The 24,770-nt window shown below is 43.8% G+C and carries 22 protein-coding genes; 21 read left to right on the forward strand and 1 reads right to left on the reverse strand.

Translation table 11 applies throughout. From position 1 onward, the window contains the following. Positions 1–8: 8 nt before the first annotated feature. The 15 genes from JJ941_RS04250 to JJ941_RS04320 all read left to right on the forward strand — a co-directional run bounded on the left by JJ941_RS04250 (position 9) and on the right by JJ941_RS04320 (position 17,358). Positions 9–2,816, forward strand: a complete 2,808-nt coding sequence (locus JJ941_RS04250; protein ID WP_290962429.1) for an ATP-binding protein — start codon at positions 9–11, stop codon at positions 2,814–2,816. A gap of 89 nt (positions 2,817–2,905) precedes the next feature. Continuing rightward, positions 2,906–3,544: a response regulator transcription factor gene (locus tag JJ941_RS04255; RefSeq protein ID WP_255135498.1), complete on the forward strand. Its 639-nt coding sequence runs from the start codon at positions 2,906–2,908 to the stop codon at positions 3,542–3,544. Positions 3,545–3,756: 212 nt separating this feature from the next. Beyond that, complete coding sequence (locus JJ941_RS04260; protein WP_290962430.1) at positions 3,757–5,127, forward strand: acyclic terpene utilization AtuA family protein; 1,371 nt, start codon at positions 3,757–3,759, stop codon at positions 5,125–5,127. Between the two features lie 60 nt (positions 5,128–5,187). Beyond that, positions 5,188–6,219, forward strand: a complete 1,032-nt coding sequence (locus tag JJ941_RS04265; protein ID WP_290962431.1) for an FAD-dependent oxidoreductase — start codon at positions 5,188–5,190, stop codon at positions 6,217–6,219. An 82-nt stretch (positions 6,220–6,301) separates the two neighbouring features. Then, entirely contained in the window at positions 6,302–8,044 is a 1,743-nt protein-coding gene (locus tag JJ941_RS04270; protein WP_290962432.1) for an ABC transporter ATP-binding protein, read from the forward strand. A 73-nt stretch (positions 8,045–8,117) separates the two neighbouring features. Further along, complete coding sequence (gene rnz / locus JJ941_RS04275; protein WP_290962433.1) at positions 8,118–9,380, forward strand: ribonuclease Z; 1,263 nt, start codon at positions 8,118–8,120, stop codon at positions 9,378–9,380. Between the two features lie 12 nt (positions 9,381–9,392). Further along, positions 9,393–11,168, forward strand: coding sequence for an ABC transporter ATP-binding protein (locus tag JJ941_RS04280; protein ID WP_290962434.1), 1,776 nt, complete (start codon positions 9,393–9,395; stop codon positions 11,166–11,168). A gap of 126 nt (positions 11,169–11,294) precedes the next feature. Further along, positions 11,295–11,564 (forward strand): hypothetical protein, encoded by a 270-nt coding sequence (locus JJ941_RS04285; protein WP_255135504.1) that lies wholly within the window; start codon positions 11,295–11,297, stop codon positions 11,562–11,564. A gap of 19 nt (positions 11,565–11,583) precedes the next feature. After that, a protein-coding gene (gene prfB / locus JJ941_RS04290) for a peptide chain release factor 2 (RefSeq protein ID WP_290962435.1) occupies positions 11,584–12,694 on the forward strand; the annotation gives its coding sequence in 2 pieces (ribosomal slippage) (positions 11,584–11,649 and positions 11,651–12,694; 1,110 coding nt in all). Further along, complete coding sequence (nadB, locus tag JJ941_RS04295; RefSeq protein WP_290962436.1) at positions 12,681–14,267, forward strand: L-aspartate oxidase; 1,587 nt, start codon at positions 12,681–12,683, stop codon at positions 14,265–14,267. The genes prfB and nadB overlap by 14 nt, the downstream gene beginning before the upstream one ends. Positions 14,268–14,310: 43 nt before the next feature. Next, positions 14,311–14,799: a hypothetical protein gene (locus JJ941_RS04300; protein WP_290962437.1), complete on the forward strand. Its 489-nt coding sequence runs from the start codon at positions 14,311–14,313 to the stop codon at positions 14,797–14,799. Further along, positions 14,792–15,094, forward strand: a complete 303-nt coding sequence (locus JJ941_RS04305) for a type II toxin-antitoxin system RelE/ParE family toxin (protein WP_290962438.1) — start codon at positions 14,792–14,794, stop codon at positions 15,092–15,094. The genes JJ941_RS04300 and JJ941_RS04305 overlap by 8 nt, the downstream gene beginning before the upstream one ends. After that, the gene (gene coaE, locus JJ941_RS04310; protein ID WP_290962439.1) at positions 15,094–15,690 is read left to right on the forward strand and encodes a dephospho-CoA kinase; all 597 of its coding nucleotides are present in this window, start codon (positions 15,094–15,096) and stop codon (positions 15,688–15,690) included. Before JJ941_RS04305 ends, coaE begins: the two co-directional genes overlap by 1 nt. 80 nt (positions 15,691–15,770) lie before the next feature. Continuing rightward, complete coding sequence (gene fbp / locus JJ941_RS04315; RefSeq protein WP_290962440.1) at positions 15,771–16,796, forward strand: class 1 fructose-bisphosphatase; 1,026 nt, start codon at positions 15,771–15,773, stop codon at positions 16,794–16,796. 268 nt (positions 16,797–17,064) lie between these two features. Beyond that, positions 17,065–17,358 (forward strand): hypothetical protein, encoded by a 294-nt coding sequence (locus JJ941_RS04320; RefSeq protein ID WP_290962441.1) that lies wholly within the window; start codon positions 17,065–17,067, stop codon positions 17,356–17,358. 12 nt (positions 17,359–17,370) lie between these two features. Here the strand turns inward: JJ941_RS04320 and JJ941_RS04325 are convergent, their stop codons facing one another. Then, the gene (locus tag JJ941_RS04325; RefSeq protein ID WP_290962442.1) at positions 17,371–17,862 is read right to left on the reverse strand and encodes a DUF192 domain-containing protein; all 492 of its coding nucleotides are present in this window, start codon (positions 17,860–17,862) and stop codon (positions 17,371–17,373) included. A gap of 203 nt (positions 17,863–18,065) precedes the next feature. Between JJ941_RS04325 and JJ941_RS04330 the strand changes: the two genes are divergently transcribed. Genes JJ941_RS04330 through JJ941_RS04355 form a run of 6 tightly spaced genes read left to right on the forward strand, consistent with a single transcriptional unit; the run spans position 18,066 to position 24,754 of the window. Then, the gene (locus JJ941_RS04330; RefSeq protein WP_255135512.1) at positions 18,066–18,530 is read left to right on the forward strand and encodes a ribosome maturation factor; all 465 of its coding nucleotides are present in this window, start codon (positions 18,066–18,068) and stop codon (positions 18,528–18,530) included. 12 nt (positions 18,531–18,542) lie between these two features. Next, complete coding sequence (gene nusA, locus JJ941_RS04335; protein ID WP_255135513.1) at positions 18,543–19,799, forward strand: transcription termination factor NusA; 1,257 nt, start codon at positions 18,543–18,545, stop codon at positions 19,797–19,799. A gap of 57 nt (positions 19,800–19,856) precedes the next feature. Further along, complete coding sequence (infB, locus tag JJ941_RS04340; protein WP_290962443.1) at positions 19,857–22,667, forward strand: translation initiation factor IF-2; 2,811 nt, start codon at positions 19,857–19,859, stop codon at positions 22,665–22,667. A gap of 46 nt (positions 22,668–22,713) precedes the next feature. Continuing rightward, positions 22,714–23,088, forward strand: coding sequence for a 30S ribosome-binding factor RbfA (gene rbfA / locus JJ941_RS04345; protein ID WP_255135515.1), 375 nt, complete (start codon positions 22,714–22,716; stop codon positions 23,086–23,088). Positions 23,089–23,090: 2 nt separating this feature from the next. Then, positions 23,091–23,834 (forward strand): tRNA pseudouridine(55) synthase TruB, encoded by a 744-nt coding sequence (truB, locus tag JJ941_RS04350; RefSeq protein WP_290962444.1) that lies wholly within the window; start codon positions 23,091–23,093, stop codon positions 23,832–23,834. Beyond that, entirely contained in the window at positions 23,822–24,754 is a 933-nt protein-coding gene (locus tag JJ941_RS04355) for a bifunctional riboflavin kinase/FAD synthetase (protein WP_290962445.1), read from the forward strand. The genes truB and JJ941_RS04355 overlap by 13 nt, the downstream gene beginning before the upstream one ends. Positions 24,755–24,770 lie beyond the last annotated feature (16 nt).

Raw genomic sequence — 24,770 nt, forward strand, 5'->3', positions numbered from 1 at the left:
GTTTGTCAATGTCCGGTTTAGTCCAATCTCAGGGATTACCGGACATTAACTTTTACGGTGTTGAAGACTTTCCGGGAAGCAGGCAAAACTGGGCAATGGCACAGGATAGTACTGGAACTTTATTTTTTGGAAATAGTTCAGGCATTTTAAGATTCGACGGTATTGAATGGACTTTTATCCATCTTCCGATCAATGATGTTGTACGCGCATTATTGAAAAGTACCGATGGAGACATCTATTATACTTCTTTAAATGATTTTGGGGTTTTGAAATCAGATTCATTGTCTAATTTTTATGCCGAAAGTTTTATTTCGAAGTTACCGGAAGATCAACAGACTGGCTTTGGTACTGTTTGGGATGTAAAGGAATATCAAGGCGCTATTTTCTTTCAGGCTGACCACCATATTTTTGTATTAGAGGGTGATTCTTTACGAGTAATTGAGTCTGACACTTACCTGAGACGCCTTCATTTTTTTGAAGACAAATTAATCACTACAAAGAGAGGAACAGGATTAGTCAGTGTAGAGAAAGATACACTATTGCCGATTTTAGAGCCGAATCCTTTTAGTGAAGTATCGCCCTATGTTGTAGAAAAAGTGGGTGATAATTATTTGTTTCTTAGCAGGGAACAAGGAGTACATTTATATACGGGTGGAGAATTTCGATTATTGAACAGCTCTTTAACAGATTCTCTTATTAAACATTGGCCATACCGGGCCACCAATATTAATGATAATGAAATAGCTGTTGCCACAGTTTCAGGGGGAGTCTATTTCATTGGTGAGGAGGGTAAAATAAATGATGTGTTCACAACTAAAGAAGGGTTGAATACCAATGTTACCTACGATGTTTTTTTAGATGATGAAGAAAATTTATGGGTTACACTAGATAACGGTTTATCTCACCTCTTGATAAATAAACCCAATTACAGGATTGATGAAAGAAAAGGTTATCAGGGTTTAAGTACAGGAATTATAGAGTTCCGGGGAAAATTATATGCGGGTACAACTGAAGGGTTATTTGAAATAGACTTTAACACTGGGGATATAAAAAAGCTCAATACACCTTTCACAAGAGTGATGAGTTTGAAAACAAACGGAAGTTCTTTGATAGTCAATACAGAGAATGGAATCTATTTTAAAGAAAACGAGAATTTTATAAATACGGGTATATCAGGAGTTCATAGTGTAAGATTAGATCCATCAGAAACAGACTTTTTTTACATTTCTCAGGGAAATTTGATATCCAAAGTGTTCTATTCCGGTTTAGAGAGCGAAATTTTTATAGAAGCTGATTCAGAGTACGATATCGAAGACTTTATTTTCTTTAATAACGAACTCTGGTACACTACAGCTGACAGGCAAATTTTTAGAAACAGAAACTTCAATAAAAAAAATACCAAGTATCTTGTGAGATTGGCTGAAAGGGGAGGGTTTGAATTCTTTGAAGTTTTAAAAGACCAATTGACAGTAGGCACCACGAATGGTCTTTTCTACTTTGACGAATCAGCAGATAAATTTAGAAAAGATTCGACCTTCAATGATATAGAGTTTGTAAGAGATCAAGTAAATGCATTCGAAGTTTGTGGGGCGGACTCGATTTGGTTCAGGGTGAATCGAAAAGTAAAACTTGCGACTCGAAAAGATGATAAATGGGAAACTATATCAACTCCATTTCAGTCAATAGGCTTTGAAGAAACTGTAAGTCATATTTCTTGCATCAATGATAAGGTTTGGTTTGGTACCTCAAACGGTATTGATATTCTGGAAATTAACTCGAAGAATGCGGTAAGTGCTTTCAAAACCAATATCACCGGTATTTACATCAACCGAGACTCGCTGATTTATGGAGGCTTCGGCGAACCGCAGCAGCCCATTGTTTTACCTTATGCCAATAACGAGCTCAGGTTTAGTTATGCAGCTGCCAGTTATGTGGCCCCTGACCGCAACCAGTACCAGGTGAAGCTGGAAGGATTTGATTCAGACTGGAGCACATGGACGTCCGAAACCCAGAAAGATTATACCAACATCCCGGAAGGGAAATATATGTTCAGGGTCCGCAGTAAGAATGTGTATGATGTAGCTGGGATTAGTGATGCTATCCCGTTTGAAATCCTCCCGCCCTGGTACCGAACCTGGTGGGCCTATTTGTTATACACGTTTACCATTGCCGGGATTTTATACCTGGCTTATAAAATCAGGATTAACCAGATTCTTCGGGTACAGCGAATACGGAATAATATTGCCAGCGATCTGCACGATGAAGTAAGCGCCACGCTTAGCAGTATCAGTTACTTTGCAGAGGCTATTAAAAGCGACAAACTGAAAAAAGACAAAAGTCGGTTTGTTAACTTAATTGCCAACAGCGCGGATGACGCCAAAGAAAAAATCACTGACATCGTGTGGGCTATAAACCCGGAGCATGATGATTGGCTGTCTTTTCTTTCAAAGTGCCGCCGTTTTACCTCAGACCTGCTGGAAAGTAAAGAGATGGATTACAGCCTCAAGATTGATGAGTTCATTCCCGGTAAGCTGGACATGCAATTACGTCAACATCTGTGGCTGATCTTCAAGGAAATGGTAACCAATGCCGTGCGTCATTCCCAAGCTACTCAGCTGGATGTAATCATGAAGTATGAAAACGGCGAGTTAAAACTGGTAGTTCAGGATAATGGAGAAGGTATGGATGTGGATAGCATTCGAAAAGGGAACGGGCTGGTAAACATCCACAAACGGGCTGAGCAGATAAACGGAGAGATCTCTCTGAAAACATCCGAAGGTTTCGGAACCCGATGGATGTTAAAAGTTCCTCTTTAACCAAGACCACATAAGTATGTAGTATGTTTTTCAGTGGAACGGGCTATATTTAAAGCAGTAAACATCTTACAAAGTAACAAGGGCTTATCGTGATAAAAGTTGGTATCGTAGAAGACAATGAGTACATGCGGGAAGGGTGGGAAACCTTCATCGATCATGAAAGGGATTTAACGGTAATTGGAAGTTTTGGTTCGTGTGAAGAAGCCTTTGAATCAGATGCCATCAATAAAGTGGATTTGATGATTATGGATATTGGTCTGCCGGGAATGACCGGCATTGAAGGAGTTAAGTACATGAGAGAAAATCATCCCGATGTGAATATCATTATGGCAACGGTTCATGATGATGACGACCACATTTTCGATGCTTTGAAAGCAGGGGCCGTTGGTTACCTGATGAAAAAAGTTACTCCTGACGAAATGGTTCATGCTATTCGGGATGCTCATGAAGGCGGTTCTCCAATCACCCCAAACATAGCGCGAAAAGTGATAGCCACCTTTCAAAAGGCAGCCGACCTGGAAGAGGAACTGTCGGATCGGGAAATACAAATCCTCAAAGAACTGGCTACAGGCCGCTCGTATGCCGCCATAGGGAAAAAGATATTCTTATCGGTGGATGGCGTCCGGCATCATATCCGCAACATTTACCAAAAACTGGAAGTGCATTCCCGTTCCGAAGCCATCGCCAAAGGTATTACCCGTCATATCATTGACCCTGACAACGACTAACAGCCCTGTATTCTGTCAGAACCACATTGTCATGCGGTTACATTTAGAGCATCCCTTTTTAGTTTGGGCGCAGTTAGTCCTTCCAGACTATACTAACCTAATACACTAAAGCTCTGTCTTTTGATAAAGACGGGGCTTTTTTAATTTCACATGCAGCGAAAATATCCCGATATTCAGCGCGAATTTCAGATGTACAAACCACGCAGCTTTTTATGAAAGATTTTATTCGCATCGCATCGGGACAAGGCTTTTGGGGCGATCTGCCCAACGCACCCGTCAATCAGGCAAAAAAAGGGCCCATTGATTACCTGGTGATGGATTACCTGGCGGAAGTAACCATGTCGATCATGCAAAAACAACGCATGAGAAATGCTGATTGGGGATATGCCCGCGATTTCGTGAATGTTGTGGAACAGGTTCTTCCTGAAATCAAAAACGATGGAATTAAAGTAATCAGCAATGCCGGGGGAGTAAATCCCATGGCTTGTAAGGATGAAATCCTGAAAGTAGCCAAAGAAAAAGGCTATACCGGCTTGAAAGTTGCCGTTGTAAACGGGGATGATATTCTCAGCAATATTGATGAATTGATAGCAGACGGCCATGAGCTGAAAAATATGGACGACGGGCGTCCTATTTCTGAAATAAAGGATGATCTGCTCAGTGCAAACGTATATTTTGGCTGCCAGCCTATCGTAGAAGCTTTAGAAGCCGGGGCTGATGTGATCATCACCGGAAGAGTAACCGACACCGGACTTACGCTCGCGCCCATGATCCATGAATTTGGATGGAAAGCGGACGATTTTGATAAAATGGCGGTAGGAACCATTGCCGGACATATAATAGAATGCGGAGCTCAGGTTTCGGGCGGTAACTTCACCGATTGGGAAAAGGTGGATGATTTCACAGATATCGGATTCCCCATTATTGAAGCCTATCCGAACGGGGATTTCTTTGTTACCAAGCATGAAAATACCGGCGGCCTTGTAAGTGAGATGACGGTAAAAGAGCAGTTGTTGTATGAAATCGGAGATCCTTCAGAATATATTACTCCGGATGTAATTGCTGATTTTACTTCCGTGAAGGTAGAAGAAACCGGAGCGAACCGGGTTAAAGTGACCGGTATCAAAGGCCGACCCGATACACCCACATACAAAGTTTCAGCAAGTTATAATGACGGATTTAAACTGTCCTCAACCTTGGTTTACTGCTGGCCGGATGCCCTAAAGAAAGCCATTAAAGGTGCTGAAATCCTAGAGAAAAGAGCCGAAGTACTTGGTCTCAATTTCGATGAATTCAACAAAGAGTACATTGGCTATAACGGAAACACAGAGGCTCCGGTCACGGAAGAAGCGCTTAATACGGAGTTCGATGAGATACAGATGCGGGTCTCGGTTTCTGGAAAAAGCAAAAATGATTTAAATCGCTTTGGGATGGAAATAGCACCCCTTATCTTAACAGGCCCAAGCGGTGTAACCGGTTTTGCGGGAGGTCGGCCCAAGGCAAGCGATGTGGTAGCTTACTGGCCGGCTTTGTTAGACAAGGATGCTGTGAGTCCTAAAGTCACCTTATTCGAAATTAAATAATTAATCATCATCAAAGCGCAAAATCTGACGGTTTTGTGCAAGAGTTAAAAAAGAAAAATAATGAAGATTGCGGTTATTGGAGCAGGAATCTCAGGATTAACAGCCGGACGAGAATTGGCAAATGCCGGCCACGAAGTTGTTGTATTTGAAAAGAGCGGAGGCTATGGAGGCAGGCTGGCTACTCGTTATGCCGGTAAAGATAATGCCCAAAAGCTGGATCACGGAGTATCATTCTTTACAGCTGAGTCTTCGGAATTCAAGAAACTGGTTACCGAACTGGCAGCGAAAGATATAATTACAACCTGGGAAGGAAGCTATGCTACCAGAAATGCAAACGGTAAGGTAACTTTTCGGGAGAATAATTCGCCTTATTACTACGCGCCCAAAGGAATGAACACCGTAGGCAAATATCTGGGAAGAAATCTCGATATCCGATTAAATGAAAAGGTGGGTGGGCTTACACATATTGGTGAAAACCGCCGCAAGAAGAAAAGCTGGATGCTGAATTTCCCCACCGCATTAACAGAAAGTGCGGATGCGGTTATCATATCAGCACCGGCCCGCCAGGCTTATGCACTCCTTAATACCACCATCGATGAAATCGAAACGCTGAAACTGGTTCGTGAAATTGATGAAGTGGAATACGAGTCTCAGTTTACTTTGATGGCCGGTTTCGAAGAAGCAGACATGCCTGAATGGAATGCGCTGGATTGTGAAGATGATGTAATTGAATTCATTTCCAATGAAACTACCAAGAGAAATGAGGGAGAGGTGAAAACACTGGTTGTTCATACTACCTCGGAATTTGCGAAGAAGCATATGCATGGCGACCGTGAAGTGGTTGAAGAGCTGATTACGGATAGACTGACAGAAATATTAGGAGGCTGGGCAGCCCTTGCTGACTGGAAACAAGTGCATTTTTGGAGATACAGCCGGGCTGTAAATCCGTTGCCGCACGACTTTATGGAAATTAGAGGAAACGACACTCCATTAGCTTTGGTTGGGGCTTATATGAACGGTAACACCGTTGAATCGGCATACCTTTCAGGTTTGAAACTCGGAAAACACTGGGTTCAGCAATTCGCCGAATAATTAAATTTAAAGCCATTAAACCGGATTAGGTTTGGGTGCTATAAAACAACTTAACAGGTACCTTAAAAAGTACAAGGGCACGATGATACTGGGCGCCCTCTTCCTGACTGCATCTAATGCATTTCTTGTTTGGATACCGGTGCTCATCCGGCAAACCATGGATGAAGTAGAGAGAATAGGAGCAGAGGGATTTGATGTACCCTCCAGCATTGTGCAAACCCTCTTTACCACCGAAGCGTCCAAGCTGCTAGCAACCAATTCCCTGATTCTTATTGGTGCGGTTGTGATGTACGGTATTCTGCTATTTGCTACCCGTCAAACCCTCATTGTTACTTCACGAAGGGTGGAGTTCGATATTCGCAACGATATAGTCCAAAAGCTGATGAAGCTCCCTCAGCGTTATTTTGCGGAGAACTCTTCCGGTGAAACCTATGTGCGGGCAACGGAGGATGTTGGAAAAGTCCGCGATTACTACGGGCCGGTTATCATGTATAGTATCAACACTATTACACGTGCCGGATTTGTATTGACCATGATGTTTCTGGTGAATCCAACTCTTACATTGTGGGCACTGATCCCGCTTCCGCTTATTTCAATTTTTGCTTACTGGATTACCGGGTTCATCCACACACATTCAACCATTATTCAGGAGCAGTATTCTTCCTTAGCCGGAAGGGCAAAGGAAACTTTTTCAGCCATCAGGCTCATAAAAGCGTATAACCGCATTGATAATGAGCAAAAGCTATTTGAGGATGAAAGCGAGAAATACCGGAAGAAAAAACTCCGGTTAGATATGATTGAGTCCATGTTTCATCCCGCGCTCAACTTCCTTATCGGGATCTCTTTACTTATTGTGATATGGAAGGGAGGGGAAATGGTGATTGCCGGAACAATTACCGTTGGTAATATCGCTGAGTTCTTGATTTATGTGGCCTATCTGATTTGGCCGGTTGCAGCTCTGGGTTATACCACCAATCGTTTTCAGCGTTCACTGGCATCCTGGAACCGTATTGAAGAGCTCATGAATGAACCGATTGAAATTAAGAGTTCGGACGATCAGATTGATCGTGAAATGGAAGGACATATTGAGTTCAAAAACATAGGTTTCAAATATCCGGATACCGATGAAATGGTGCTCAGGAATGTCAGCTTCGAGATTAAACCCGGGGAGAACATTGCCATTGTAGGCCGAACCGGTTCAGGTAAAACAAGTTTGGTGCAGCTGATCCCCAGACTTTTCGATCCCGTGGAAGGAGAAATTTTGATCGACGGCGTTAACTTGAAAAACTGGTCGCTTGGTCGTTTGAGGGAGGCCATTGGTTTTGTTCCTCAGGAAACATTTTTATTTTCGGACACCATCGGAGAAAATATAGCCTTTGGGGTAGATAACGCTTCGGATGAGCAGATTGAAACGGCTGCAGAAAAAGCGCAGGTTAAAGAGAATATTTTGGATTTTGAGAAAAAATTTAAGACTATGCTTGGCGAGAGGGGTATCACATTGTCAGGTGGTCAAAAGCAAAGGACAGCAATAGCAAGAGCACTGATTAAAGACCCCAGGATTTTAATTTTTGATGACTCACTGAGTGCGGTAGATACAAAAACAGAAGACGCAATATTAAAACACCTCAGGCAAGAGTTAAGCGGACGCACAACCATCATGATTAGTCATCGTATTTCCACTATAAAGGATGCCGACAAAATATATTACATAGAGGAAGGACACATTGTAGAGGAAGGCACACACGAAGAATTGTTGGCTAAAGATGGCAGATATACCGCTATGTACAACAAACAGATATTAGAACAAGAATTGGCAGAAATATAAGTTATCAACCGGGGCCAATTGTATGAAAGCAACGCCCCAATAAAGAAAACATACATTACGGGAGATCAGAAAAATGATTGTAGTACCTTTAGGAGTAGCTTCAGCAACCCCAACCGCTGTAAGACACTTACCCTCAGTAGCTTTATGGAGAGAAGGAAGTGTATTCCTTTTCGATTGCGGTGAAAATGCACAAATGCGCATGCTTCAGGCAGGGATAAAGCGTTCAAAAATTGAAGCCATTTTCATTTCACACTTTGACGTGGATCACTTTTCAGGCTTACTTGGCCTGTTGGCAACCCTTCAGCTTCAACGTCGGGATAAGCCCCTTACCATTGTTGGCCCGAAAGGCATTAAGGAATATGTGGAATGGAATCTCAAGTTCTCACAAATCGATCCGGTTTATGAAATCAACTTCCATGAAATTGAAGAAGATATTGAAGTGGACCGGGTATTTGATGCAGATGAGTACTATGTAGAAGCTCGTCCGTTGAACCATACCAAATTTTGTGTGGGTTTCCGTTTCCAGGAAAAAGATCGTCCCGGAAAGGTTGACGCCGATAAAGCAGAGAAAATGGGCATCTCCAAAGATGAGCAGTACAAAGCTCTGAAAGCAGGAGAGGATGTAACCCTGGAAGATGGCACTGTGGTGAAGTCTCATGATATTGTTGGACACCCGCGCCCGGGTGATAGCTTTGCATATGTAACGGATACGGAATACACACCCAATGCCGTGAAGCTGGCAATGAACACCAACATTTTATATCACGAAGCGACCTTTGGTAAAGACCTGGACGACAAAGCCCGTGAAACCGGTCACTCGTCAACAGCTGACGCTGCCCGGGTAGCAACAGAAGCACAAACCAAGCTTCTGGTAATTGGACACTTCTCTGCCCGATATACAAATGCACACGATTTACTTCAGGAAGCTCGTGACGGATTTTATCCGGCCTGGTTGGCTAATGAGTTACGTCCGATTTTTACAGATCCAACCCATGAGCGTGGAATTATTACGCCAAAGGTGGAGATCAACGAGCTGAATAAGAAGTCCGGTGGCGGCGGTAAAAATTACAAAGGCCGCAAGAGCAGCAAAGGCGGTGGGAAGAAGAATTTCCGAAGTCGAAAAGGCGGAAGTTCCAGCCGTGGAAAAAGCAGTTCGCGTGGGAACCGAAGCAGCAGCTCAAATCGTTCTAATAGCGGAAAAAGCAATTATAAGCGCAAAACGTACGGAAGCAGTACGTACAGCGCGAACATTAAAGACAAAAAAGACGACTCTGATTCAAGCTCAAGGCGGAAGATCACTCCGAGATCTTCCTATGATGACTTTGACAGATTCTAATCAACATAGCTTGTGAGCAATAAATCAAATTCTGAAGCCGTCGATACCACACTGATTCGGCGGCTTTATTTTTTTCTAAAACCCTACCGTTGGTACGTATTACTCGCCATTGGCCTTACGCTTTCGGCTTCCTACCTGGGGACTATCCGGCCCAAACTTACCCAAATAGCCGTTGATGAGTATATTGCTACCGAAGATTTTGAAGGTTTATGGTGGATTATCACGCTTCTGGCCGGGGCTTTGCTGGGTGAATTCATCCTTCTGGTTTTTAATACCTACCTGACCAGATGGTTTGGGCAAAATTCACTGTACTCCCTTCGTAATACGGTGTTCAAAAAAATACAGACGCTCAATGTTCAGTTCTTTGATAAAAATCCCATTGGCCGGCTAATTACCCGAACTACCAGTGATATTGAAGCCCTCAGTGAACTTCTTTCAGACGGTGTGGTTACCATAATCGGGGATATGTTTCGGATTATCTTCATCCTCTATTTCATGTTTAGCATGAACTGGGAGCTAACGCTCGTTACATTAACGGTACTCCCCATACTTTTCTATGCCACCTTTTGGTTCAAGGCCAAAGTCCGGGTTACGTTTCTGGAAGTGCGAGACAAAATCGCCCAGCTGAATTCTTTTGTCCAGGAACATATCAACGGGATGGATGTAGTTCAGCTTTTTAACCGGGAGGAAAAGCAGCAGGAAAAATTTAGAAAAATCAATGCTGGTCACCGGGACGCGTACATTGAAACCATTTTCTACTTTGCCATATTCTGGCCCATTGTTGAAGTAACAGCCAGTTTGGCTATGGCCCTCATTGTATGGTATGGTGGTGCGAGGGCGTTAATGGATGGGGTAACCTTTGGTGTGCTGGTAGCTTTCATTCAGTATGCCCGTCAGTTTTTCCGGCCTATTCAGGGATTGTCTGAGAAGTTTAATACGCTTCAATCGGCACTGGCTTCATCGGAACGCATATTCAGCGTACTGGATACGGAAACCAAAGTGAAGGAGACCGATAATCCCAAACAGATTGAGAATCCGCAGGGTAAAATTGAATTTGAAAATGTTTGGTTTAAATACAACGAAGATGAAGAATGGATTCTCAAAGACATTTCGTTTGTGGCTGAACCCGGAGATGATATTGCCCTTGTTGGCGCCACTGGAGCCGGGAAAACGACCATCATAAACATTCTTATGAGGTTCTATGATATCCAGAAAGGCAGCATAAAACTGGACGGAGTAGATATCCGAGATCTGACCCTTCATGATCTGAGATCGCATTTTGGGTTAGTGCTTCAGGATAATGCGCTGTTTTCAGGTTCCATACTGGATAACATCACTTTGGGACATCCGGATATTACCAGAGAGCAAGTAATTGAAGCCGCTCACAAAGTGGAGGCCCACCGCTTCATAGAAAAACTACCTGAAACATACGATTATGTACTGCAGGAACGGGGAGCTTCACTTTCAATGGGACAAAGGCAGCTAATTTGCTTTGTTCGTGCTCTGGTGTACGATCCTGAAATTTTAATTCTGGACGAGGCAACCTCCAGCGTGGATTCAGAAACCGAAGCACTGGTTACCGAATCGAGCCGCTTGATGATGGAAGGGCGAACTTCGATTGTTGTGGCCCACCGCCTGTCCACCATACAACATGCCGACCGCATTTTGGTAATGCATAAAGGGGTGATCAGAGAATCCGGCAGTCATCAGGAGCTTATCCTTCAGGAAAATGGTATCTATAAAAAGCTGTATGAGCTTCAGTATAAAGATCAGTTGGTGACCGGTTAACGATCCAACGGAACATCAGGTTTTATAAATTGTTCATAAATATAGGCGGTCGAAATAAGGCCGTAAATCACTCGAAAATTAAGCACGCGAATTTGTATTTTCAGAAAAACCAAAGGAGGTAATATTATGGCTGCTTCAAAGAAAAATTCTAAGACCAAACGCGATATCGAAGAGACTATTTATGACACTACGGAAGCTCTTCAGAATAAAGCAGAAGAAACATACGACGTTTTGCTCGATCGTTTAAAGTATGAGCGCGACGGCCTCGAACGAGAATTAAAGCATGAATACCGCAACGCCCGCAGATACGTACGTGCCCACCCGGAGCAAGGGTTAGGGATCGCATTTGTAGCCGGGTTGCTGGTTGGCGCGCTGCTTACCAGAGGCGGTAAATAAAATATATTCAACAACACAGATGGCAATAAATACAGATCACCTTAATGAACTCTACGAGCGTGTGGACGCGCTCAGGGGGTATCTTTGACTACGAAAAAAGAAAAGTCCGAATAATAGAACTTACCGAACAAACCCAGGATTCTAACTTTTGGAACGACCCGGATAAAGCTCAATCTGTAATGAAAGAGCTGAATCATGAAAAAAGCCTGGTGGAAGGCTGGGATAACCTGAATGACCTGCGTGAAAGCATTAACGTATATCTCGAATTTCAGGAGATGGGCGAAGAGGTGGAAGATGACCTGCAAGCTGAGTATAAAAAGCTTGAGAAAGCCCTGGAAGACATGGAGCTTCGCAATATGCTCAGTGGACCTGATGACCATCGTGATGCGATTGTCACATTCAACCCGGGAGCTGGTGGTACGGAAAGTCAGGATTGGGGTGAAATGCTCTACCGCATGTACACGCGTTGGGCCGACAAAGCCGGATTCAAGGTATCGGTTGTCGATTATCAGGATGGCGATGTAGCCGGACTGAAAAGTGCCACCATCGAGGTGCAGGGAGATAACGCCTATGGGTTTTTGAAAGCAGAGAGTGGTGTTCATCGCCTGGTACGGGTTTCTCCATTCGACAGCAATGCACGCAGGCATACCTCATTTTGCTCCGTTTTTGTAGCTCCACTGATTGATGATACAATCGAGTTAGATATCAACGAAAGTGATGTGGAGTTGCAGCGTTTCCATTCAAGTGGAGCCGGTGGGCAGAACGTTAATAAAGTAGAAACCGGAGTTCGGCTGATTTGGGAAGGTGAACTTTCAGACGGAAGGACCGAACGGGTAGTAGCTGAATGTCAGCAAGAGCGGTCTCAGCTTCAGAATCGTGAAAAAGCCATGGTTTTGTTGAAGTCCCGAATCTATGAGCTGGAAAAAGAAATTCAGGAAGCGGAAAAAGCAAAGCTGGAAGGTTCCAAAAGTAAAAACGAGTGGGGATCACAAATCCGCAGCTATGTTTTTGATGATCAGCGGGTTAAAGATCACCGTACCAACTACGAAACCAGTGATGTAAGTGGGGTGATGGATGGTGATCTGGATGAATTCATAAAAGCTTATCTCTTACAGGATGCCGAAGTTTAGCTACGATTTCCTGGTGATAGGCAGTGGAATTGCAGGGCTTAGCTTTGCACTGAAGGCTGCTGAACACGGAACCGTAGCCATCATCACAAAAAAAGAGATGATGGAAGCCAACACGGCTTATGCCCAGGGTGGCATTGCCGGCGTCCTCAACAAGAAAGATTCCTTTGAGAAACATATATCGGATACGCTGGAAGCCGGAGCAGGTCTGTGCAATCGTGAAGCTGTTGAATTAGTGGTTAAAGAAGGCCCGAGGCTTATTCAGGAACTGATTGATTACGGGGTTCAGTTCACCCATAAGAATGGAGAGCTTGATTTAGGCAGGGAAGGAGGTCACTCCGAAAACCGCATTGTCCATGCTGCCGATGCGACCGGTTTCGAGATTGCATCGGTCATGGTGAATCAGGCACGGAATCATCCGAATATTGAGATTTTTGAGCACCATTTTGCGATGGAGCTGCTGACCGAGCATCACCTGGGTCAAAAGGTGAAGACACTGGATAAAATCCATTGTTACGGGGCTTACGTGCTGGACGAAAAGGGAGACCAGGTAAAACGGATGCTCTCCAAAGTGACCATTTTGGCTTCCGGGGGTGCCGGTGAAGTGTACCTTCATACCACCAATCCACCGGTAGCCACAGGAGATGGAATAGCGATGGCGTACCGGGCAAAAGCACGAATCGAGAATATGGAGTTTGTCCAATTTCATCCTACCAGTTTGGCTGTTCCTGAAGCCGGTTCATTTCTTATTTCTGAAGCTGTTCGTGGTTTTGGGGGGATTTTGAGGAATTCGGACGGCGAGGCCTTTATGGAAAAGTATGATGACCGAAAGGAATTAGCACCCCGCGATATTGTAGCCCGCGCTATCGATGATCAGCTTAAGAAAAGAGGGGATGATCATGTTTTTCTGGATGTCACTCATTTGGATTCAGAGTCGCTCAAAGAAGAATTCCCAACTATATATGATACTTGCCTGAAGTATGGTATTGATATCACAAAGGAGCAAATTCCCGTGGTTCCTGCCACCCATTACACTTGCGGAGGCGTTGCCACTGATCTTGACGGACAAACTACCATAGAAAGGCTTTTTGCCTGCGGCGAAACAGCCTGTACGGGATTACACGGGGCTAATCGGCTGGCATCGAACAGTCTGTTAGAGTCACTCGTATTCGCGGACCAGGCATTTAAGCGATCTGTTCAGCTTTTTAAAGAGCTGGATTTGAACGATGAGATTCCCGAGTGGGATGAAAGCGGTACGGCCAATACCGAAGAGTGGGTGTTGGTTTCTCACAACCGGCAGGAATTGCGACAGGTGATGTGGAATTATGTAGGAATTGTTCGCAGCGACTTAAGGCTTGAAAGAGCTGCGCGGAGAACAGAATTACTTTACAAGGAAACGGAAGATTTCTATCACCGAACCAAGGTAAGTGTACCGCTATGTGAACTCAGAAACCTGGTGTGTGTGGGCTATCTGATTGTCAGATCAGCGATGCAACGCAAAGAAAGCCGGGGGCTGCATTACACAACCGACTATCCGGGAACCTCTGAACAGAGAATAACAACGGTGATTGATTAGCTTTTTTACTTGCCCTGAGAGTGAATAAATGTTTACTTCCGTTATGGATAGAAATAAACTTCTGGCACATCTGAAAAAAAGAGTCCAACAACTCTCTGGTGAGGAGCTAAACCTTGCCTCAATGTTTTTATACAATTGGACTAAGGGGCCATGGACTCCGGCTTCCCTGTCTGATGAACAATTATCTGTTCTTAAGAAAAGGGTGAAAGAATTTGAAGATGGTGAAGTTGAGCCGGTTTCAATGGAAGAAGTCTGGCAAAAGTTTGAAGAGAAGTATGGGTACGTCAGTGAAGGGAAAGAGTCATACGAAGCTGAAAGAGAAAGATATCTGCTCAATGAACTTACTGAAATGTTAGATCAAATCAGTACCCAAGACCTAACTTGTTTCGACATATTTCTTCGGAGTTATACAAGAAAAGATAATTTACAAACTCTTAGACCTGAAGAACGAGCATCTATTGAGAGAGGGTTGGAAGATGCCAAAGCCGGCCGGCTTACAGATGCATTTGAGTTCTTAAGGGCTAATGGCTGATATGACTTTTCTTGTTAAGCTTACCGATGAAGCCAAACAAAATTATACTCAAATAAAATACTATCTAACGCAGGAGTTTGGAGAAAACGTAGTCCGTGACTTCGCACAAAGGCTTGAGCACTGTTTTTCTTTGATAGGGAAGAACCCTCATTTATTTCCAATCTTTGATGAAAAGCTTGATATCAGACGAGCTGTGTTAAGTAAAGAAGTTTCTATCTATTATATCATCAAGGAAAGTGAAGTACATATTTTGAGTATTTTTGACAACAGAAAAGCTCCCAGGAATTTTTCATAATGATTAAAGCAGGCATAACCGGAGGCATAGGATCAGGAAAAACTACTTTTTGCAAGGAATGGGAAAAGCTCGGGGCTTTTGTACTGTTTGCGGATGATTTTGCCAAAAAGCTGATGCAGGAGGATGAGGAACTTCAGCATAAAATAAAGCAGGTTTTTGGGAATGAATCATATGATGCCAACGGAAACTTGAATCGCCCATATCTTGCTCAGGAATCATTTCAAAAGGGAAGGGTTGAGGAATTGAATAACTTGGTTCACCCTGTATTGTGGGACCGTGCCGCCGTACTGGCCAAAGAAAAAGAGCGCGAAGGTGTGGAGGTATTTGCCAAAGAAGCGGCTATACTTCTATCCAATGGCCGGCCCAAGGATTTGGATTATGTGATCATCGTAATGGCTGATGAGGACGAAAGAATAGAGCGGACTTTGGAGCGTGATCATGCAACGGAGCAGGAGATCAGAAACCGTATGGATAAACAACCTGATTTTGAATCATTGACGCACCTTGCTGATTTTGTAGTTTTCAATAACGGTTCTGAAGATGAGTTGAAAGATAAGGCGGTACAAATCTTGGAAGAGATTAAATCGGTTGGCTGATTAGAATTTCAAAAAACGGGAGATTTTCTCTCATAAACATTCTTATCTTTTAAAAAAGCGCTTCCAACAAGAAAAGAAATATGGTGAGTACAAAAGAATCCAGACTCGTAACCTTAGAAGAGTACATTATTCAATCTCAGAACAGGTTTCCGGGTGCAACAGGAGAACTTTCACAATTATTAAGGGATATTGGTCTGGCCGCAAAGATTATTTCCCGCGAAGTGAATAAAGCCGGTATTACCAACATCCTTGGCTACGAGGGGTCCACCAATGTTCATGGAGAATCGGTTAAAAAGCTGGATCTTTTTGCTGACCAACAGCTTATCTCTGCCCTCGATCGCTCACTGATCACGTGCATGGTGATTTCTGAAGAAAATGACGGCGTCGTGAAACTGGGCAGCAAAGGCGGGAAATACATTGTGTATCTCGATCCCCTCGACGGCTCCTCCAACATCGATGTGAACGTATCGATCGGGAGTATTTTTTCTGTCTATATGCGGGAGCCTCGATTTGATCCGGCTGTTCGTGAAGAAGATGCCTTGCAGGCAGGTGTACGTCAGGTAGCGGCCGGTTATGTGCTATACGGTTCCAGTACCATTCTGGCTTATACTACAGGACTGGGAGTATCGATTTTTACCTTAGACCCAAGCATCGGTGAATTTATATTGAGTGATCGTGGAATTAAAATGCCGGAACATGGGGCTATTTACAGCATCAATGAGGGAAGCTATAATTCCTGGGATGAAGGTCTTAAAAAATACATCAAATATTGCCAGGAGGAAGATTCTGAAACCAATCGCCCGTATTCGGCCCGATACATCGGCTCTATGGTGGCTGATATCCACCGAACGCTGATAAAGGGCGGGATTTTTATCTATCCTCACAGTAAAAGATACCCTAAGGGTAAACTGCGGCTAATGTATGAGTGTAACCCGCTAAGTTTTATTATTGAACAGGCCGGCGGTATGGCCACGGATGGACAAACGCGGATCATGGAATTACAGCCCAAAGCTATTCATGAGCAAACTCCAATTTACATCGGCTCAAAAAAGAATGTACAAACCGTGATGGAATTCCTGGAAGAGCACGCAACTGTTGAACAGTAGGAGTTTCTATTTGTAAAGGGCTGTACCCTTTTACTCATTAACTCTTAACCCTTCCAGAGTTAAACCCATATGCTCGAATCAAACTAATTGCGGTAACTCTGGAAGGGTTATAGTATAAAAAAGCTTTTTCTATTGGTGGGTTATTTGGAAAAAAGTTCGATGTATTCCAGTACGCAAGCGAGTCGTTCAGGGCATCACGTTTGGTAAATTTGAGTATAGTTCTTCCCATATCAGGTACTTTAAAGTTCATTCTTAATTCAGATTAATTATGAGAATCATAGCCATTCAAAAAGAAGCGCAAGGTCTTTCTAAGAGGGATTTTGTTCCTCATTTAAGGGACGAAGCCCGGCGGGGATGGGAGTTATATAAGGAAGGGGTAATCAGGGAAATGTATTTTCGGGATGATAAACCTGAAGCCGTGCTTATCCTGGAATGCAAAGATACTGAAGAAGCTGAAGAAAAACTTTCAACGCTTCCCCTTGTTCAAAAAGGACTGATTTCTTTTGAGCTGATTCCACTTCGCCCTTATCATGGGTATGAGCGGTTGTTTGAAAAAGAGTAGCCTGAAAACCTCTTAGAACCGAATTCGCATTCCTTCCTGAATATCGTTGGAAACGCAATACCCGCCATTGGTTTCAACCACAAACCTGGCAGGCTTTTCGGAAGGCAGCTGTTCACTGTTGAAAGGGGTGGTGTTATGATGAATTCTCACAATGGTGCTGTCGGCATTCACAAAAATGATATCGAGCGGTAGAGGAGTGTTAGCCATATAGAAGCTTCGAGGCGCTTCATTGGGGAAAATGAAAAGCATGCCGGCATCGGGAGCCATTTCGGTGACGTCCATCAGCCCTTGATTTCGCTCTTCAGGTTCATCAGCCAGAGCTACTTTCACCGTAGAAATCGCTTCACCCTCGGGGGTGAGAAAAGTAACCTCTTCCACTAAATCCAATTGCCTTCCCTGATTAGGAATTTCTTTCTTCTTGTTGGAATCTTTTTGGGAGCAGGAAAGCACAAATAGCGAGCAAAATATGGTGCAAAACAAGAGAGTTGACAATGAGTACTTCATGAATAATAATCAGGTTGGTGGATAAACTTGGTATGTGTCAGTTTTTAAGGCAGTCAGGAAATTAACTCCAAAAACATTGAATCAAAAATGAATCTATCTTCAATCGGTTTGTTTCATTGAAATTTAGACGAAATAGAGCTACCTTTGAAAAGCAGTGAGCGTCGCAAGGCACTCGCTTTTTTTTGTTTCAGAATTTGATAGAAATGCAAATAGATATCACCCAAAATATTATAGACTTAGCGGCTCCTCTTGCCGAGGAACACGATTTGTTTGTGGTGGATGTGGAATTAAAAACACATTCCGGTCAAACCGAAGTATGGGTTCTTTTGGACACTGAGAAAGGCGGAGTTAATATAGATCATTGCTCTGAAATTAGCCGCGAACTCGGATTTTTGATTGAAGCTCATGAGCTTTTTGATAAAAAATATCGGTTAAATGTTTCATCTCCGGGATTGAGTCGACCACTGAGCGATCTCCGGCAATACAAAAAAAATGAAGGCAGGGTGGCTACTATCAAATTTAAGAATACAGACGGTGAGTATAAAAAAATAGAAGGAGTCATCACCGGCATTGAAGACCAAGTGGTGGCTATAACGGATGAAGAAGAAGTAGAAACTCAGATCCCGTTCGACAACATCGTTGAAACCAAAATAATCCCCGTAATTTAATAAGCTATACTGATGCAGAACGAATTATCAAAACAGATTATCTCCTCGTTTGCTGAAATTGCACACGAGAAAGGCATTGAGCGTGATATGCTTCTTTCCATTCTGGAAGATGTTTTCCGTACCATGATTCGCAAGAAATATGAGTCGGATGATTCATTTGAGGTAATCCTGAATGCTGACCGGGGAGAGATACAGATCTTACACGTACAGGAAGTTGTTCCTGCCGATGAGCTCACCGATGAAGTTGCTGAAATTACCTTGGAAAATGCCCAAAAAGTAGATCCTGATATTGAGCTATACGACGAACTTGCTCAGGAAATTCAGATTACAGATTTCGGCCGCAGAGCCGTTACGATGGCCCGCCAGCAGCTGGCGCAGCGAATCCGCGAGATCGAGAAAGATAATATTTATGAAGATTACACCGATCGCGTTGGGGAAATTATTCTTGGTGATGTGTACCAGGTTCGCCACAATAAAGACATTCTTGTAAATCACAATGGAGTTGAGCTGCTGCTCCCCAAAAGTGAGCAGATTTATAAAGATCGATACCGCAAAGGTGATACAATCCGCGCAGTAGTGACGGGTGTTCATATGCGTAATGGTAACCCGACGGTGATTATTTCAAGGACTTCCGAATTATTCCTGGAGCGATTATTTGAAAACGAAATTCCTGAAGTATTTGACGGCATCATTGAATTGGTGCGAATTGCACGTGCACCGGGCGATCGTTCTAAAGTTGCTGTTCTCTCACATGATGAGCGCGTTGACCCTGTTGGCGCCTGTGTAGGGATGAAAGGAATTCGTATTCACGCTATTGTGCGTGAATTACAGAACGAAAATATTGACGTGATCAACTTCACCCCGGATAAGATTGACTTCATAAAACGTGCACTTCAGCCTGCAGAAGTATTGAAGGTTGAACTGAACGAAGAAGCCAAACACGCCAATGTACTGGTTCCGGCCGATGAAGTATCAAAAGCCATTGGTAAGGGAGGGGTTAACATTCGCCTTGCTTCCAAGCTGGCTGAGGTCGAAATCGATGTATATCGTGAAGTTGAAGCAGAAGATGATATCGATATCGACGAGTTTGAAGTTGATTTCGGAGCAGAAGTAATCCAGATGCTTCATGATATTGGCTGCGACACTGCACGCGCAGTTCTGGAGTTAGATGCAGATGAATTAGTAAGCAGAACGAACGAAGAAATAGATCCCGAGCTTGCTGAGAAGATTATGAGTGTAATTGCCTACGAATTCGAAGACGAGGCTTAAGTCGGCAATTCCATTTAAAAATTCTTAGTTTAACAAGCTCACATTCAAATATTCTATATGTCTAAAAGACCCAAACCATTATTTAAAGTAGCATCAGAGTTTAATGTATCTACACAAAGTATTGTGGATACCTTAAGTGAAGATGGTTTTGACGTAGCCAATCGTCCTAACTTCAAAATAACGCCTGAAATGTATGAGGCGCTGGATGAGGTGTATGGCGAAGACCGGGCAAAGAGTGCAGATCACGAAAAAGCCCGCGAAGAATATGAGAGTCGCCGAAGCCAGATGATGAACCAACGCAACGACAGCGTTACTCTGGACAACGTGTTGGAACCTATTGAAGATGAAGTAGGGTTGGAGCCGGAAGACGACGATACTGAAGACCTTGAGCCACAAGATGATGAAAGTGGTGATGAGCTTGATTTAGAGCCTATCGAAGAGGAAGATGAGGCGGATGAGCAAGCCGAAGAAGAAGCTGAAGCTAAGAAGAAAGCTGAAGCAGAAGCTAAGGCAAAGAAAGAGGAAGAAGAAGCAGAGGCCAAGAAGAAAGAAGAAGCTGAAGCTAAGAAAAAAGCTGAGGCAGAGGCTAAAGCCAAGAAAGAGGAAGAAGAGGCTGAGAAAGCTGAGAAGAAAGAAGCCGAAGCAGAAGCTAAAGAATCCGAGAAAGTGGAGGGTAAAGACGACGAGGACGACGAGGAAGATGAAGACACTGAATCCAAGAAGTCTGAAGATGATGAGGACGAAGAGGATGAAGATGTCATCCGCGGATCTGCCGGTAAACTAAAAGGAACTAAAGTATTAGGTAAAGCATCTTTCACTACCGAGCGTAAACCTCGTAAGAAGAGAAAGCGTCGTAAAGACCGTAAAGATGATTCTTCAAGCTCAAAATCTGATTCGGATAACAAATCCAAAAAGTCTCGCAAGAAGAGAAAGAAGAAGACAGAAATTGACGAGACTGATGTAGATAAGATGATGCGCGAAACCATGAAGAAGATGCAGTCTTCTAAAACCGTGGGGAGTAAGCGTCAGAAACGTCGTAGAGAGCGTAAAGAAGAACGTGAGGAGGAACTGCAAAAGCAGGCGGAACTCGAGGAGCTCGAATCAGATGTTGTCGAGACAACCGAGTTCATTACAGCTAATGAGCTGGCCGATCTGCTTGGTGTAGGTGTAAATGATATTATTTCGGTATGTATGTCTATCGGGTTGATGATTACCATTAACCAGCGACTGGATGCCGGTACCATCGAATTGGTTGCTGAAGAGTATGGTAAGGAAGTTAAGTTCATCGAAGCAGAAGAGATGGATGAAGACCTGACCATCCCTGAAGATGAGGAAGAAGATCTTAAACCACGTGCTCCGATCATTACGGTAATGGGTCACGTTGATCACGGGAAAACATCATTGCTTGATTACATCCGTGAAGAGAAAGTAGCAGCCGGTGAGGCCGGGGGTATTACCCAGCACGTTGGTGCGTATCAGGTAGTACATAATGATAACGAAATTACCTTCCTGGATACTCCGGGTCACGAGGCCTTTACCGCTATGCGTTCTCGTGGGGCACAAGCTACCGATATTGTAATTCTGGTAGTAGCCGCTGATGATTCCGTGATGCCGCAGACTATTGAGGCGATTAATCACGCGAAAGCAGCAGGCGTACCTATTGTTGTAGCTATTAACAAGATTGATAAAGAGGGAGTAAATCCCGATAAAATTAAAACGCAGCTTTCTGAGCACGACGTTATTGTTGAAGAATACGGCGGTAAGGTTCAGTATGCTGAAGTTTCGGCTCATACCGGACAGGGAATTGAAGACCTGCTCGAAAAAGTACTGATTGAAGCCGAACTGCTTGAATTGAAAGCGAATCCTGACCGACGCGCTGATGGTGTTGTACTTGAAGCCCGTCTGGATAAAGGAAAAGGTATTGTGTCCAACATCCTTGTTCAGGGTGGTACACTTCGGGTTGGAGACCCGTTTGTAGCCGGTCCTTGCTTTGGACGTGTACGAGCCATGGAGAATGACCGTGGCCAACGTGTGAAAGAAGCCGGACCATCTACCCCGGTACAGCTCATGGGCTTTGACGAAATGCCGCAAGCCGGTGATAAATTGATTGCCGCAGAAGACGAGAAACTGGCTAAAGAAGTAGCTAACGAGCGAATGCAAATCCGCCGTGAGCAAGCCATGCGAACAACCAAGCACATGACGCTGGACGATATTTCACGCCGACTTGCCCTTGGGGAGGTTTCCGAGCTGAATATCATTATCAAAGCCGATGTGGACGGTTCTATTGAGGCTCTTTCAGGTTCACTTCAGAAGTTGAGTACCGATGAAGTAGCGGTTAATATTATTCACACCGGAGCAGGAGCCATTTCTGAATCCGATGTGCTTCTGGCATCTGCATCCGATGCGATTATTATCGGTTTCCAGGTACGGCCAACTACAAGTGCCCGTAAACTGGCTGAGAATGAAGAGATTGACATCCGACTGTTCAGCGTTATTTATGACGCTGTTGATGAAGTTCGGGATGCCCTTGAGGGTCTGTTATCACCTGAGATTAAAGAGCAGATGATGGGTGTTGTTGATGTTCGTGAAACCTTCAAAGTTTCCAAAGTGGGAACCATTGCCGGTTGTTATGTAACTGAAGGTAAGATTGAGCGAAATAACCCAATCCGACTAGTTCGCGACGGTGTCGTTATTTACGATGGCGAAATTGATGCTCTCAAGCGTTTCAAAGATGATGTGAAAGAAGTTACGTCCGGCTATGAATGTGGTATCAGTATCCAGGGATATAACGACATCAAGGTTGGCGATCAGATTGAGAGTTACAAGATTACTGAGCAGAAACGTACTCTTGAAGATTCTGCCGGATAATCGATATCTGACGGAATTATAAGTCTAATTTTTTACTTACCTGATTATGGGTTTCAGACCAGAGCGATTGGCGGCGGTTATTAAGCGTGACCTCGGCCAAATTATACAGCGATCTTACCAGCCTAGCGGAACTTTTGTGACCGTAACCAATGTGGTTATGACCGATGATCTTTCCATTGCGAAGGTCTATTTAAGTGTGTTCTCACCCGGTCGCGACGATAAACCGGTATATGAATTTATTGACGAGCACATAGATCAGATTCGGTACGACCTGGCTTCCAAAATTAAGAACCAGGTACGTAAGATTCCTGAGCTCCATTTCTACGAAGACGATACTGCTGAGTATGTCAACAAAATGGAGCAGCTGCTTAAAAAGGTAGATATACCTGAAGAAGACCCTGACTCACCCTCCGAAGACTAAAAATGGCCCGAACTCTTCCTTTGGATGAAATTCCGGTTTTCGGTAAAAATAATTTACCGGATAAGGATACTAATTTATCTGACGGAGCTATTTTCCTGATCGATAAGCCCCTTGAGTGGTCCAGTTTTGATGTGGTCAAGTTCCTGCGAAAACGCATCCGTGTAAAAAAAGTAGGGCATGCAGGTACGCTGGATCCTCTGGCAACAGGAATGCTGATTTTGTGTTGCGGAAAGGCGACCAAATCCATTTCTATGATTCAGGATTTACCTAAAGTATATACAGGTGAAATCACCTTCGGTAAAGCTACAACTACCTATGATGCAGAGGGAGAAGTGACCGAAGAAGCTAGCTGGGATCACATCACCAAAGAGAAGATTGTTGCCGTTCTTGATAAAGAATTCACCGGTACGGTAGAGCAAATTCCGCCGATGTATTCAGCTCTTAAATATGGTGGCAAGAAGCTGTATGAGTTAGCCCGAAAAGGAGAAGAAGTGGTTCGGCTGCCACGGCAGGTTACTTTTCATGATCATGAGATCCTCAACTTTGAACCGCCCAGGCTTACCTTGAAAATTAAGTGCAGTAAAGGAACTTATATCCGGTCTTTGGCACGAGATTTGGGAGAAGCTCTTGGCTCAAAAGCATATCTGAGTGGGCTGGAACGAACGGCCATCGGCGATTTTTTAGTGGACGATGCGCTAACGCCTCATGAAATGGGAGATCAATTAAAAGAAATATGGCAGAGTTAATTGAACTGAAAAATATTACCCGTGATCCCAATACCGTAGTAACCGTCGGTACTTTTGATGGTGTGCATCAGGGGCACCGGGCACTAATGGAAGCGGTAGTTACCAAAGCCCGTGAACGAAATGCTCGTAGTGTGGTGGTCACGTTTGATCCTCACCCGAGAGAGATCATTAATCCGGGAAAAGAAGGAGTCAAGCTTCTTACAACGCTTAAAGAAAGAGCGGAGATTTTGGAAGATCTCGGCGTGGATGTATTACTGGTTATTCCGTTTGACCGGGATTTTTCCCTTCTATCATCCGAGGAATTTGTACGCGATATTATTTTCAGCAAAGTGGGCGTATCTGAGTTTGTAATTGGCTATGACCATCATTTTGGCCGCGACCGGAAAGGTACCATAGAGACTATAGAGAAGCTGGGGGAGGAGTTAGGATTTGATTCTTATGTGGTTTCAAAGCAGGAAATGGGAGACGTAACCATCAGCAGTACCGTAATTAGGAATACCCTGGCTGAGGAAGGCGATGTTAAACAAGCCGCTGAATATCTGAACCGTCATTATTTACTAAACGGAATAGTGATGCACGGGGATGAACGCGGCCGCACCATCGGTTACCCAACGGCCAACCTGAAGCCGGAACATGAGAATAAAGTGATTCCAAAAAACGGGGTCTATGCTGTCAAAGTTCGGGTGAATAAAAAATGGTATGGCGGAATGATGAACATCGGTGTTCGTCCAACTTTCGGGGAAGACCTGAGAACACTGGAAGTCAATATCTTTGATTTTGACCGGGAGATTTATGGAGATACGATACAAGTCCGGTTCATTGATCGCATTCGGGATGAGAAGAAGTTTGATGGGGTGGACGAGTTAAAAGCCCAATTGGGAGCGGACAAGCATACAGCACTGCAAATTTTATCAGACTGAATCAATTCGGGTATTA

The sequence above is a fragment of the Gracilimonas sp. genome (assembly GCF_017641085.1).
GTDB lineage: Bacteria > Bacteroidota > Rhodothermia > Balneolales > Balneolaceae > Gracilimonas.